This is a genomic window from Archangium violaceum (assembly GCF_016859125.1).
Lineage (GTDB): Bacteria > Myxococcota > Myxococcia > Myxococcales > Myxococcaceae > Archangium > Archangium violaceum_A.
This window is the reverse complement of the sequence record NZ_CP069338.1, coordinates 6443473-6455992: the sequence shown is the minus strand read 5'-3', so window position 1 is coordinate 6455992 and position 12520 is coordinate 6443473. Positions and strand designations below refer to the sequence as shown.

The window sequence follows — 12520 nt, the reverse complement described above, 5'->3', positions numbered from 1 at the left end:
CATCATGAGGGGATGACATGGAGTCAAATTGGGCGTTGGACCCTGGAAAACCTTGTTGGTAGAAGGGGCCGGGCCCCGGGGTAGGGCCCCCATTGGGAGGCAGCAAATTTGCGGGAGAAACTGAAGGCGCTGGCGGAGCTGCAGAAGGTGGACCTCGAGGTCGCCTCGCTCCGAAAGGCTGCGGACGTGCATCCCCGGCAGTTGGCGGAACTGGAGCGCGAGCTGGGCGCCGCGCGCAGCGCCATCGAAGCGGAGCGCAACCGCGTTGCGGACATCGAGCGGCAGAAGACGACGCTCGAGCAGAACATCACCGACGAGAAGGACAAGGTGAAGAAGTGGGAGGCGCGGCTCGCCGAGCAGCGCTCCACGCGTGAGTACTCCGCGCTCGCCCGGGAAATCGATATCGCCAAGAAGGCCAATCAGACGATGGCCGACGAGCTCGTGGAGCTGAGCAAGACGCTCGGCGCCGCGCGCGAGGCGGTGAAGGCCAAGGAGGCCGAGTTCGCCTCCCGTCAGGAGCAGCTCTCCAGCCGGATGGCGGAGCTGCGGAGCAAGCAGAGCCAGGCCGAGGGCCAGGTGAAGACGCTCGAGGGCAAGCGCTCCGAGGTGTCCTCACGCGTGGACCCCACCCTGCTGCGCCGCTACGAGACGGTACGAAAGAAGAAGCTGCCGGCCATGGTGGGCGTGGTGAATGGCACCTGCCAGGGCTGCAACATGAACGTGCCGCCGCAGCTCTACAACAACCTGCGCGTGTCGCTGGGCACGGACGTGTGCCCGTCCTGCAACCGCATCATCTACGCCATCGAGGCGCTCGAGACGCCGGCGGAGAAGTAGTGCCCTCGAACACGATGGCCCCGCCGGACCTCGTCGACATCCTCCGCTACATCGGGCGCGAGGAGCCGCTCTCGGGGACGGTGCGGGCCTTTCCGGGGCTCACCCGCGAGGACCTGAGCCGCCTCCTGGAGACAGCGGCCGGACGGCTCGCGGCCCTCCCACCCGAGCCCATCCCGGAGCCGCGTCCCCCGGAGCCGCCCGTCTCGAGCGGACCACCTCAGAGCCTCAAGCTCTTCTCGGACGGAGCCGCCCGCGGCAATCCGGGTCCCGCTGGAGCCGGCGCGGTGCTGGTGGACTCCGCGGGACGGGTGGTCGCCCGGCTCGGCAGGTTCCTCGGCGTCCAGACGAACAACTACGCCGAGTACATGGGCCTGCTGCTCGGCCTGAAGCATGCCCTGAGCCTGGGGGTGAAGCAGCTCGAGGTGGCCGCCGACAGCGAGCTGCTCATCCGCCAGCTCCAGGGGCGCTACCAGGTGAAGAGCCCGACCCTCCGCCCCCTCTACGAGGAGGCCGTCGCCCTGCTCAAGCAGTTCCCCCGCGTGAAGCTCGTCCACGTGCCGCGCGAGAAGAACAAGGCCGCCGACGAGATGAGCAACCGCGCCATCGACGAGCGGATGTAGCGCGCGCGGGTGAAGTGAACCCTCCCCGCTCGCCCGGAGTGACCTCGGAGCCACGACTGTTGTATGAGGCGTGTGCCGGAGTGGTCCGGGTGAACGCTGGTCACCGCTGGAACGGGTGACGGGAGGAAAGTCCGAGCTCCATAGGGCAGGGTGCTGGTTAACGACCAGTCGAGGCGACTCGCAGGACAGTGCCACAGAAAACAAACCGCCGGTTCCGCGAGGGGCCGGTAAGGGTGAAACGGTGCGGTAAGAGCGCACCGCGCCCGGGGTGACTCGGGCGGCACGGAAAACCCCACCTGGAGCAAGAGCCAATAGGAGCGCGTCCCCGAAAGGGGACAGGGGTTGCCCGTCCCATGCGCTCGGGTTGCTCGCTGATGAGGTCCCTGGGCAACCAGGGCCCTAGATGAATGTTCACTGCCCACCCCGAAAGGGGTGGTGACAAAACTCGGCTTACAGGGCCACTCCGGTTTTTTTTCCCTGTACCTACCGCTGCTCCACGGGCAGCTGCAGCAGCAGGACGCGGCTGCGCCCATCGTTGCGCACCGCGTCCGGGTTCTTGAGCTGCAGGCGCTCGTCCGTCTTGGGCTCCCAGAACCCCAGCCAGACGTTGAGCTGGCGGGCGGAGGCACCGGGCGGGAGCATGATGTTGAACTCGTCCTTCACCGTCTCGCCGGCCTTCCACTGGGTGGTGGGGTAGAGGCCACCGGCCGGCTTGTGGTCGACGTTGAGGCGCTCCATGCGGCCCTCGGCGTCCTCCACGTGGACGAAGATCATGTAGTCCTCCTCCAGGGGCTTGAGGACCTTGAAGTAGGCGGTGACACGGGCGGCCTCGCCCGGCGCGAGGCGGCCCGGATTGACGGTGGCGCCCACCAGTTCCACGCGCTCCCCGAAGTTGGCGCCGTTGCGCACAGATTGCGGCGGCACCTGGGTCACCACGGCCTGGCGCCGCTCGTTGGGGCTGGCACCACCGGGTGCCTCGACGATGCAGGCGCTGAGGAGGGACACGGGAACCAGGAAGGCGAGGAACGAGGGACGGCTCATGGCGCCCCCGGTTCTACCGGCTTCCCGGCATGGCATCCACAGGCCCGTGGTCTCTCTTCCTGAAGCGTTCAATGCCATGCCGGGACCGGCGCGCGTCCGGGCCCGGGTCGAAGAGGGATGGGACTCGGGATGCATCTTGAGGTATGCGGTGCGCGCCATGAAGACGCCCACCGCCCTTCCCTTCCTCCTCGCGCAGGCGCCGTCGCCGCAGCCCACCCCGCCCCAGGAGCCGCCCCAGGCTCAACCTGGAGTGCCGGAGACGGGAACGCCGCCGCCGCCCGAGGGAAGCCCCGTGGAGACCGTGGTGGGCGTTGGCGTCACGGTGCTGCTCGTGGCGCTGATGGTGGCGGCGGCACGCAAGCTCTTCTTCAAGCGCCGCCCCGAGGAGCCCGGCCGGGCGCCCACGGTACCGCCCACGAAGGAGAAGCCCGAGCTGCCGGCGGAGCGGCCGGAGCTGCCGCCCACCGAGGCGGAGCTCGCCAGGCGCCGCGAGGCGGAGGAGATCCACGCCCGCGCCGAGGCGCTCGCCCGCCAGCGTGAGGAGGCCACCCGCGCCGCGAAGATCACCACGGACGCCGCCGAGCGCGCCCGCCTGGAGGCCGAGGCCCGGGCCCTCAAGGAGCGTGAGGAGGAGGAGAAGCGCGCCGAGTATCGCGCGAAGAAGGCCGCGGAGGACGAGGCGAGGGAGCGGCGCAAGCGCGAGCGCGAGGAGGCCGAGCGGCTGCTGGCGGAGCAGAAGGCCCGCGAGGCGGCTGCGGCCGAGGAGGCCCGGCGCGCGGAGGAGGCGGCGGCTCGCGCGAAGATCGAGGCCGAGGCGGGCCGGACGCTGGCGCAGGGCCTGGACAAGACGCGCAGCCAGGGCTTCATGGCGCGGCTCAACGGCCTCTTCGGCTCCAACCGCAAGGTGGACGAGTCCGTGCTGGCGGAGATGGAGGAGATCCTCTTCACCGCGGACATTGGCGTGCGCACGGCGTCCAACCTGGTGGAGGTGGCGCGCGAGAAGCTCAAGCGCAACGAACTGAGCGACGCGGACCGCATCAAGGGGCTCATCCGCGAGGAGGTGACGCGCATCGTGGACCTGCCGGTGCCGCGCACGTTGGAGGGCGGAGGCCCACCGCACGTGGTGATGGTGGTGGGCGTCAACGGCGCGGGCAAGACGACCACCATCGGCAAGCTGGCGGCGAAGCTGACCGGCCAGGGCAAGAAGGTGATGCTGGCCGCGGGCGACACGTTCCGCGCCGCCGCCACCGAGCAGCTCGACGTGTGGGCGGACCGGGCGAAGGCGGAGCTGGTGAAGGGGGCCGAGGGCGCGGATCCCAGCTCGGTCATCTTCGAGGCCATCAAGAAGGCGAAGGAGATGGGCGCCGACGTGGTCATCGCGGACACGGCGGGCCGACTGCACACCAAGGTGAACCTGATGGACGAGCTGAAGAAGGTGAAGCGCGTCATCGACAAGGCGCTTCCCGGGGCTCCCCACGAGGTGCTGCTGGTGCTGGACTCCACCAACGGACAGAACGCCATCCAGCAGGCCAAGCAGTTCCACGAGGCGGTGGGCGTCACCGCCATCGCGCTGACGAAGCTGGACGGCACCGCCAAGGGCGGCGTCATCATCGGCATCTGCGACGAGCTGAAGCTGCCCGTGGTGTGGGTGGGCGTCGGCGAGAAGGTCGCCGACCTGCGCCGCTTCGAGCCGCGCGAGTTCGTCCAGGCGCTGTTCGACTAGCCCCTACTCCTGCTGCTGGAGCAGGCCCGGCAGGAGCTCCTCGATGAGCTTCTGCGTCTCCGGATCGAGCTCGGCTCCACCGGTCAGCAGGGCCCCCATGTTCGCCTGGCCGAGGTCCTCGTCTCCGTGGGCCTCCTTCCACCAGCGCACGCGCAGGCGCTCGAGCTCCTTGGCGTTCGAGGGGCTCGCCTTGGCCAGCTCCCGGGTGAGGCAGTCGCCGCACGTCCACTTGAAGCGGTAGGTGTCCACGTAGGAGCGCAGGCCCTTGAAGAAGGCCTCGTCCCCCATGAGCTTGCGCGAGGCGTGGTGCAGCAGCGGCGCCTTGCCGTACACCAGCGCGCCGTACTGCATGGAGTCCTCGAAGTCGGAGGTGGGCCTGTCCGCCGGGGCGTCCTTGCCGCCCGAGAGCCGGAAGAGGTGGTAGGCCGAGACGAGCGACTCCTGCCGCGTCTGCTCCGCCGCCGCGCGCCCGTGCTTCCACTCCATGTAGAGCAGCGCCGCGTACTGGGCCAGCGACTCGTCCACCACGGGTGCGTTGATGGGATCCGAGCCCACCAGCGCCGCGAAGTACTGGTGCGCCACCTCGTGGGCCACGGTGAACTCGAGCGTGCGCTCCAACGTCTTGCCGAGCTGCGCGAGCGGCGCCGCGTCCCCACCCATGGCCTGGAGGAGCTGCTGCATCTGCTCCATCCCCTTCAGCCCCTCGAGCGCGCCGCCGGGGTTCGCCGCCCCGCGATACAGGGCCGTGCCCACGGTGACGAGGCCGGGGAACTCCATGCCACCGGCGCCCCCCGACAGCGGAGCCTCCACCACGCGGAAGTACTTGAACGGCAGGGGGCCCAGACGCCGCTCGAACTCGGTGAGCGCGTCGCTGGCGTACTTGAGCACGCGCTTGCCCACCGCGGCGTCACGGGCGGCGAAGTGGCTCTCCACGGTGACGCCATTCACCGTCGCGGTGGCGCTCTGGTAGCCGCGCGAGGCGAACACGGGGAAGTCCCGCACCGCGCCCGCGGCGAAGCTGTAGCGGATGCGGCCGTCCTTCTGGGGCAGCTCGCCCATGGGGACGCCCGTGGCGAACACCTTCCAGCCCGACGGGACGATGATGTTGGCGAGCACGTTGGAGGGCTCGTACAGCGCCAGGTCCCCCACTCCCGAGGGACCGGCCCAGGGGTTGCCGCTCGTGTCGAGCGGGGGGACGAGGGGCACCACGCCCACCAGGCTCATGAAGTCGTCCATGGCGGCGAAGGCCCCGTAGTCCCCTCCCCCACCCGAGGCGCCCAACGAGCCCAGCAACGAGGTCGAGCCGGGCTGCGCGCGAGGCACGCGAGCCTCCAGGTCGAGCTCCACCACCGCCGAGTCACCCGGGGCAACGGGGCTGGCCAGCGGCAACCGGTAGAGGCTGTCCTCGGGGCGCTCCGGCTTCACCGGCTGCCCATTCACCTTCACTTCCGAGAGCGCCACCCGCGGATCGAAGGCATTGGGCGTGACGCGCAGGTGGACGGCCTCCAGGGGGCGGTTGCGCACGGAGAGCTCCACCCGCAGGTGGCCCGTCACCTTGCGCGCCTTCGGATCCACCTCGAGCCGCACCTGGTAGCGAGGCAGGTCCTCGAGGGGGCCGAGCGCCTGCGCGGCCCGGGCCCGCTCCTCGGACTTGAGGTGCTGGAGGGAGAACTGCACCTCGGGCGGGACGAAGTTCCCAGCGGGAGCAACCCCAGGCACGAGCAGCAGTGCCAACAACGGCCAGCGACGCAGGTGGGCGAGCATGAGGGGATGTTACACCCTCCCATGCCCTCCCTCTCCCTCAGGGAGAGGACCGGGGTGAGGGTCTACACCCCGGTTCAGAACTGGAACAACCCACCCGTGGGCTTGTTGATGACCCCGTCGCAGGTACCACCACAGACCTTGTCCGGGTCGAGCGGCTGCGAGGCGATCACCGTGCCCACGGCGGCGGCGGTGACCACCGCGCCCACACCGGCCCAGAAGTACCAGCGCTTGGTGAGCGGAGTGCTGGTGGAGACGGCCGGAACCTCCTGGGTGAGCGGAGAGGGCGTCTCGGTGCTGCTCGGGGTGAGGATCGGCGCCCGCGGCTGGTCGGTCTGGGCGAGCGCCTCCGGACGCAGGTTGACGCCGACGGTGTACTCCTTGCCTGCGCGCACGGCGATACGCTGCGACTCGGGGCGGAAGCCCTCGCGCTGGACGACGATCTCATAGGAGCCCGCCGGGAGCATCACGCTGTCGAGTGGGGCCACGCCCTTGTCCTCGCCGTTGATGAGCACGCGGGCGCCCTCCACATCCGCCTTCACGGAGACGAAGCCAGCGGTGGCCTCGAGCAGCACGCTCACCTCGGTGGACTCGCCCTCCGGGACGGTGACGCGCCGGGAGAACTCGCGATAACCGGGCCTGCGCACGACGAGGGTGTGCTCGCCGGGGGTCACCTCGATGGGGCCCCTGGGCACCAGACCCACGTCCTTGTCATCGATGAACAACCGCGCGCCCCGCCCGACGCCATTGAGCTTCACGAGCAGTTCGGTCTTCTTGACGAGGGGCGCGAGGAGATCGGCGTCGGAGGATGGCGCCTCGGCGGTCTCCGCCTCCTCCGGCGCCGACGCGGGGCCCTGCTTGGAGCCCTTGCCGGACTTCGAGCCCTTCGAGCCCCGACCCGCCTTCGCCCTCTTCGAGGCCTTCGACGATTTGCTCCTGGTGGCCTTGCTCTTTCCCTTCCCCTTCGCCTTGTCCGAGGAAGGGGGCGTCAAGGGGGCGAGCAGATCGTCCATCCCCTGTGCGAAAGCGGAAGGCGCGGCGAAGCAGAGGAGCAGGGCGATCAGGAAAGCGCGGCGCAGGAGCATGTCGGGGCAAAGGTTAGAGAGTCACGACAGAGGGGTCAAACAAGAGCCCACCCCGGGGGCGGGTTGGGGGAATATCACTGCCCCATGTCACGACGGATTCCCTGGATTGTAGCAGGTGGCCTCGCCGCCGCCCTCACGGCCTGTCCGGCCCGGACCCCTTCCCCGCCGTCGGCGCCCCGCCCCATCCGGGTGCCTCCAGGGTGCGAGAAGAACCAGGCGGGAGAGTACCACCATATGGAGAACCCCGCGTTCCGCTACCTCGGCGAGGATGACGGCGGCACGTTGACACTGACGCTGGCGCGTACCCGGGAGGGTGCGGAGGTGCGGACGGATGGGGGGACGACGGTGCACATCGTGCTGAACCGGACGCCGGACGGCTTCGTGGGCGAGACCCGCTCCACGACGTTCACCCCCGCGGGAACGGAGTGCCCGGTGCGCTTCCCGACGCAGGCGCTCGTCTGTGACGACGAGGGCCTGACGCTGCGCGCGGTGACCTCGGCGGCCATCGACGAGGACTGCCACCCGGCGACGAACGGCGCGAAGCCGACGTGGAAGGAGCAGCGGCTGCTCCGGGGAGCCCCGGATGCGGGAGTCCCGGATGCGGGAGTCCCGCCCACGGGTGGAGACGCCGGAACACCCACGGGGCGCTGAGCGCCTCTTCCTGGGAGAGGGAGGGCTGGGGCGAAGGTCCTCCCCTCGCCCCAGGAGCCCACACGGCGGACTACGCCGCGCGGCGGGTCTGCTCCTCGGCGACCTTCACGGGCGCGGGAGCGGACTCACTGAACTTCAGGCGGCCCTGCAACAGGCTGGACACGCCGACGTACAGGAAGCCCAGCTGGAACAGCAGGATGAAGGGCACCGAGCTGTAGATGTGCTTGTCGATCGCGAACCACAGCGCGCCGGTGAAGTAGAGCGCGAAGGAGAGCTCGATGACGGGCATCAGGGTCTTGTCACCCCGGTAGCTCTTCTTCACGGTGGCGACCTTCTTGCCCTCGGCACCCGTCTTCGGGGTGCGCGTGAAGCCGGACTGCTGACCCAGCAGCGCCTCGAGCACGGCCCGGGCGTTGTTGATGGCCAGACCGATGCCCAGGCTCATCAGGAAGGGCAGGTACTTGAAGCGGGCCCACCCCTTGGCGCCCTGCTCGCGCTGGGCGGCCACGTAGAAGGCGCAGACGCTGGCGGTGGCGCTCAGGAAGAAGGGCAGATCCAGGAAGAGCGTGCCGTAGAGGCCGTGCTGGAAGCGCACCACCATGGACAGCGGCATGAGCGCGCTGAGCACCACCATCAACAGGTAGGCCATGTTGTTGGTGAGGTGGAAGAACGCCTCGCGCTTGACCGCGAAGGGCAGGTCGCTCTTGAGGATCATCGGCAGCAGCTTGCGCGCCGTCTGGATGGAGCCCTTGGCCCAGCGGTGCTGCTGGCTCTTGAAGGCGTTCATCTCCACGGGCACCTCGGCGGGCGAGATGACCTCGGGCAGGAAGATGAACTGCCAGCCCTTCACCTGCGCGCGGTAGCTCAGGTCCAGGTCCTCGGTGAGCGTGTCGTGCTGCCAGCCGCCCGCGTCGGAGATGGTGACCCGGCGCCAGATGCCGGCCGTGCCGTTGAAGTTGAAGAAGCAGCCCGAGCGGTTGCGCGCGGTGTGCTCGATGATGAAGTGGCCGTCGAGGAAGATGCTCTGGGCCTGGGTGAGGATGGAGAACTCGCGGTTGAGGTGGCCCCAACGCACCTGCACCATGCCCACATTGGGATCGGCGAAGAAGGGCACCGTGCGCAGCAGGAAGTCCGGCGTGGGCACGAAGTCCGCGTCGAACACCGCCACGTACTCGCCCTTGGCCGTCTTCAGGCCATTCTCCAGCGCGCCCGCCTTGTAACCCTGGCGGTTCTCGCGGTGGATGTAGACGATGTCATGGCCCTGCTGCCGGTAGCGCTCCACGCACGCGCGGGCAATGCCGCACGTCTCGTCCGTGGAGTCGTCCAGCACCTGGATCTCCAGCAGCTCGCGCGGGTAGTCGATGCGGCACACCGACTCCACCAGGCGCTCGACCACGTACATCTCGTTGAAGACGGGGAGCTGGATGGTGACCCGAGGCAACGCCGGCAACACGCCCTTGGGCGTGGGCAGCTTGAACTTGTGGCGGTAGTACAGGTACGCCATCCGGTAGCGGTGCGATCCGTAGACCGCCAGCACGCAGAGGACGCTGAAGTACACGCCCAAGAAGATGATCTCGACGGTGGTCATCTGACCTGGCCCCTACCGCGGGTGAAGTCGCCGCGGTCCTTACCCTGCTCGGCGGAGATGAAAGACCGACCCACGCGGACCGCCGCACCCGGTCGAGCGGAGCCCCCCGCCTCGTATGTGCCCGGAAAGACAAGGGATTGTCGTATCCAGGGAGTAACGAGCGCGGACAATAGGGACGCGTCAGGTGGCTGTCAAATGCTTGTCGGGACCATCACCAGGGGAGGAGACACTGGAGGCCGCGCAAACCCGCGACCTCCGGGGCCTTCAGGGCCTCAGCTCGCGACGCGCTGGGCCACCACGGCGGGAACGGCCGCGGGCGCCACGACGGCCAGGGGCGCCTCGGCCACATCCGCCTCGTCACGCGTGGCGAGCGCCAGGATGCGCTCCACCAGCTCGGGGAAATCGAGCCCCTTCTGGGCGGCGATTCTGGGCAGCAGGCTGACGGGAGTCATGCCCGGCAGGGTGTTCACCTCGAGGATGACGTCATTCTCATCCTCCGAGCAGATGAGATCCACCCGGCCATAGCCGCGGCAGCCCAGGGCCCGGTAGGCGGCGAGCGCCAGGGACTCCACGTTGCCCAGGCGCGTGGGGGACAGACGCGCGGGGAGGAAGTAGCGCGAGCCACTCTTGTATTTGGCGTCGTAGTCGAAGCCCTCGCGCGGGGTGGAGATCTCGCAGGTGCCGAGCACCTCGTCACCGAGGATGCCCACCGTCACCTCACGGCCGCGCGCCATGCGCTCGACGAGCGCCTCGCCACCGAAGCGGCAGGCCAGGGCCACGGCGGACATGAGCGACTCGGGCTCGCGCACCACCGAGAGGCCGACCGAGGAGCCACCACACGCGGGCTTCACCACGCAGGGGAAACCCAGGTCGCCGTGGAGCTCCAGGGCGCGCGGGACATCGGCGCGACCCACGCGGTAGCCCTGGGGCGAAGGCAGGTTGTGCAACCGGAAGAGCTTCTTGGCCATGGGCTTGTTCATGGCGAGCGCGGAGGCCAGCACGCCCGAGCCCGTATAGGGCAACCCCATCAGCTCGAGCAGCCCCTGCACCTTGCCATCCTCGCCCATGCGGCCATGGAGAGCGATGAAGGCCACGTCGAACTCGGCCGAGCGCAGGGCGCGGTCCAGACCCGGGCCGGCGAAGACGCGGCTCACGGTGTGGCCACGGGACTCCAGGGCCGCCACGACGGCCTCACCGGTCTTCAACGAAATCTCCCGCTCCTCGCCCCAACCGCCCATCAGAACACCCACGCGCTTGCCCATGACTTTGGATTCCTCCTTGTCAGGGGGCTAGAGCACGAGGGATGCCAACGGCGGGTGGAGGAGAATCGAGCACGCCCGCTCGCTCCAGGGAGCCACATTCCGGGCACTTCGAGACGCGGAGCGCGCGAACACACACGGAGCGAGCGTGTCCCGAGAACCACGGCGAGGCAGAGGAGCCACAGCCCCTCTCCCTCTGGGAGAGGGACGGGGTGAGGGTATGGGGACCCCGGGTTCCCCACCCGTTCACCCGAACCAGCGGCCCGAGGGGGGAGCGAAGATGCGCAACCTGTCGCGAAGCCGCTCGGGAGCCCGAGCCAGAATCGTGGAATGAACCTCATCGGGGCCGTAGGCCTGGCTGAAGTGCATCAACACCAGGGCCTCGTTCTGGAAGAGCTCGGCCCGAGCGAGGATTTCATCGAGGTGGATGTGCGAGCGCTCCTGGGCATCCTGCACCGTGCGCTTCCCATCGATGAAGGTGCACTCGAGAATCAGCACCCGGCTCTCGAGCAGCGAGGGCGCGGTCTCCAGCACGCGCGAGAGCGTGTCCGTGGCATAGGCCAGCTCGAGCCGGTCGACCTCGTCGAAGAGGGGCTCGCCAGCCTTGCGCCTGCGGGCAATCTCCTCGGGGGGAAGCCCCTGGTGCTCGGGCTTCAGCTTCGAGACGCGGCGGAAGAACTGGTAGCAGAGCGAGGGCACCGTGTGGTGGGTGCGGAAGGCGCGAACCCACAATCCATGCCCGAGGTGCAACGTGTCCCCCGGACGCATGGGAACGGTCTCGACGTCCGTGTCGGTCTGGTGCAGCCGGCCCTGGACGGCGAGGGCCTCGCGAACGGGCGCTTCGATCTCCGCGGGGAGGAACACCTGGGGAAACCTCTTGCCGATGAGGTTCCGGATCCCGAGCAACGAGCCGAGCGCGCTCGCGTGGTCGGAATGACCGTGGCTCAGGAAGATGCGATCCGTGCCGGCGAAGGAGCGGATGGGCACGCCGACATCGAGCACCACACCGAGCTCCGGAACCTGCAGCGACGTGTACACGCCACCGACCGAAATACCTCGAACCGTATAGGGCCCCGCGCTGACCTCGGTGAGCATTCCGGAGAGGCTAAGCCAGGTGGAGCCCGACCTGTCAGCCGACGTTCGTCGCCCTGGCGGGTGGATACCTGGCCGCATAGGGTAGAGACATGGAGAAGGAGAACCGCCCCACCCTGGTCTTCGCTGACGGTGCATGCTCCGGCAATCCCGGTCCGGGAGGCTGGGGCACCCTCATCGTCACGCCCGATGGCCTGGTGACGGAGCTGGGAGGCCACGAGCCGGAGACCACCAACAACCGGATGGAGCTGACCGCGGTGGGCAAGGCGCTGCGCCACCTGGAGCGGACACCGGGGCCGGTGCACATCCACACGGACTCCACCTACGTGATTCAGGGCATCACCCGCTGGGCGTTCGGGTGGAGCCGGCGCGGGTGGAAGACGGCCGAGGGGGGCGAGGTGGCCAACGCCCTCTATTGGAAGCGGCTGATGGCGCTGGTGGCCCAGCGCAAGCAGGGCTTCCCGCCCGAGGCCGCCGTGGTGGAGTGGCGGTACGTGCGCGGACACGCGGGAGTGCCGGGCAACGAGCGGGTGGACGAGATCGCCGTCGCCTTCTCCAAGGGCCGGAGCACGAAGCTCTACGTGGGCCCGCTACAGGGGTACGGGGTGGACGTGCTCGAGGTGCCCGAGGACACCTCCCTGCCCGAGGAGAAACCCCGGCAGCGCGAGGGCTCCGCCAAGGCGTACTCCTACCTGAGCGAGGTGGGCCGCACCGTGAAGCGTCACGCGACCTGGGCCGCGTGCGAGCGCAGGGTGAAGGGAGTGCCGGGAGCCCGCTTCAAGAAGACACGTAGTGCGCAGGACGAGGCGAAGGTATTGGAGGAGTGGGGCTTCAAGGCCCAGGACGTCCAGACGGAGGATTGAACG

Annotated in this window: 11 protein-coding genes and 1 other RNA gene; 6 read left to right on the top strand and 6 right to left on the bottom strand. The window is 69.0% G+C overall.

The genetic code is table 11. The annotated features are described in order from the left end of the window. Window positions 1-108 precede the first annotated feature (108 nt). The 3 genes from JQX13_RS27595 (at window position 109) to rnpB (ending at window position 1923) form a co-directional block, all read left to right on the top strand. A complete protein-coding gene (locus tag JQX13_RS27595) occupies window positions 109-834 on the top strand; it encodes a zinc ribbon domain-containing protein (protein ID WP_203402467.1) in 726 nt (241 codons plus the stop codon). 14 nt (window positions 835-848) lie between these two features. Beyond that, the gene (locus JQX13_RS27590; RefSeq protein ID WP_203412236.1) at window positions 849-1454 is read left to right on the top strand and encodes a ribonuclease HI family protein; all 606 of its coding nucleotides are present in this window, start codon (window positions 849-851) and stop codon (window positions 1452-1454) included. A 77-nt stretch (window positions 1455-1531) separates the two neighbouring features. Next, an RNA gene (rnpB, locus tag JQX13_RS27585) (RNase P RNA component class A) lies at window positions 1532-1923 on the top strand. 14 nt (window positions 1924-1937) lie between these two features. Here rnpB and JQX13_RS27580 read toward each other — a convergent pair. Next, window positions 1938-2495: a hypothetical protein gene (locus JQX13_RS27580; protein WP_203402466.1), complete on the bottom strand. Its 558-nt coding sequence runs from the start codon at window positions 2493-2495 to the stop codon at window positions 1938-1940. 157 nt (window positions 2496-2652) lie between these two features. On the opposite strand from JQX13_RS27580, the gene ftsY reads away from it, so the two are divergent. After that, a complete protein-coding gene (ftsY, locus tag JQX13_RS27575) occupies window positions 2653-4218 on the top strand; it encodes a signal recognition particle-docking protein FtsY (protein ID WP_203402465.1) in 1566 nt (521 codons plus the stop codon). Between the two features lie 3 nt (window positions 4219-4221). Here ftsY and JQX13_RS27570 read toward each other — a convergent pair whose 3' ends face one another. Beyond that, window positions 4222-5982, bottom strand: coding sequence for a M1 family aminopeptidase (locus tag JQX13_RS27570; protein ID WP_203402464.1), 1761 nt, complete (start codon window positions 5980-5982; stop codon window positions 4222-4224). A 74-nt stretch (window positions 5983-6056) separates the two neighbouring features. Continuing rightward, window positions 6057-7064, bottom strand: a complete 1008-nt coding sequence (locus JQX13_RS27565) for a PEGA domain-containing protein (RefSeq protein WP_203402463.1) — start codon at window positions 7062-7064, stop codon at window positions 6057-6059. 234 nt (window positions 7065-7298) lie between these two features. Between JQX13_RS27565 and JQX13_RS27560 the strand changes: the two genes are divergently transcribed. Next, complete coding sequence (locus JQX13_RS27560) at window positions 7299-7715, top strand: hypothetical protein (protein WP_239013896.1); 417 nt, start codon at window positions 7299-7301, stop codon at window positions 7713-7715. A gap of 70 nt (window positions 7716-7785) precedes the next feature. Here the strand turns inward: JQX13_RS27560 and JQX13_RS27555 are convergent, their stop codons facing one another. From JQX13_RS27555 to JQX13_RS27545, 3 genes are all read right to left on the bottom strand, one after another. Next, a complete protein-coding gene (locus JQX13_RS27555; protein ID WP_203402461.1) occupies window positions 7786-9303 on the bottom strand; it encodes a cellulose synthase family protein in 1518 nt (505 codons plus the stop codon). A gap of 272 nt (window positions 9304-9575) precedes the next feature. Beyond that, window positions 9576-10565 carry a D-alanine--D-alanine ligase gene (locus JQX13_RS27550; RefSeq protein WP_203402460.1) on the bottom strand — a complete coding sequence of 330 codons (990 nt, stop codon included), beginning with the start codon at window positions 10563-10565 and terminating at the stop codon, window positions 9576-9578. 243 nt (window positions 10566-10808) lie between these two features. Continuing rightward, window positions 10809-11657 carry an MBL fold metallo-hydrolase gene (locus JQX13_RS27545; protein ID WP_203402459.1) on the bottom strand — a complete coding sequence of 283 codons (849 nt, stop codon included), beginning with the start codon at window positions 11655-11657 and terminating at the stop codon, window positions 10809-10811. Between the two features lie 89 nt (window positions 11658-11746). Here JQX13_RS27545 and JQX13_RS27540 point away from each other — a divergent pair, with 89 nt between their 5' ends. Then, window positions 11747-12517: an RNase H family protein gene (locus JQX13_RS27540; RefSeq protein ID WP_203402458.1), complete on the top strand. Its 771-nt coding sequence runs from the start codon at window positions 11747-11749 to the stop codon at window positions 12515-12517. Window positions 12518-12520 lie beyond the last annotated feature (3 nt).

Bases quoted from the DNA above. Each gene is read 5' to 3' on its own strand.
- JQX13_RS27590 (WP_203412236.1), top strand. From the start codon at position 849: ATGGCCCCGCCGGACCTCGTCGACATCCTCCGCTACATCGGGCGCGAG.
- JQX13_RS27580 (WP_203402466.1), bottom strand. From the start codon at position 2,495: ATGAGCCGTCCCTCGTTCCTCGCCTTCCTGGTTCCCGTGTCCCTCCTC.
- ftsY (WP_203402465.1), top strand. From the start codon at position 2,653: ATGAAGACGCCCACCGCCCTTCCCTTCCTCCTCGCGCAGGCGCCGTCG.
- JQX13_RS27570 (WP_203402464.1), bottom strand. From the start codon at position 5,982: ATGCTCGCCCACCTGCGTCGCTGGCCGTTGTTGGCACTGCTGCTCGTG.
- JQX13_RS27565 (WP_203402463.1), bottom strand. From the start codon at position 7,064: ATGCTCCTGCGCCGCGCTTTCCTGATCGCCCTGCTCCTCTGCTTCGCC.
- JQX13_RS27560 (WP_239013896.1), top strand. From the start codon at position 7,299: ATGGAGAACCCCGCGTTCCGCTACCTCGGCGAGGATGACGGCGGCACG.
- JQX13_RS27555 (WP_203402461.1), bottom strand. From the start codon at position 9,303: ATGACCACCGTCGAGATCATCTTCTTGGGCGTGTACTTCAGCGTCCTC.
- JQX13_RS27550 (WP_203402460.1), bottom strand. From the start codon at position 10,565: ATGGGCAAGCGCGTGGGTGTTCTGATGGGCGGTTGGGGCGAGGAGCGG.
- JQX13_RS27545 (WP_203402459.1), bottom strand. From the start codon at position 11,657: ATGCTCACCGAGGTCAGCGCGGGGCCCTATACGGTTCGAGGTATTTCG.
- JQX13_RS27540 (WP_203402458.1), top strand. From the start codon at position 11,747: ATGGAGAAGGAGAACCGCCCCACCCTGGTCTTCGCTGACGGTGCATGC.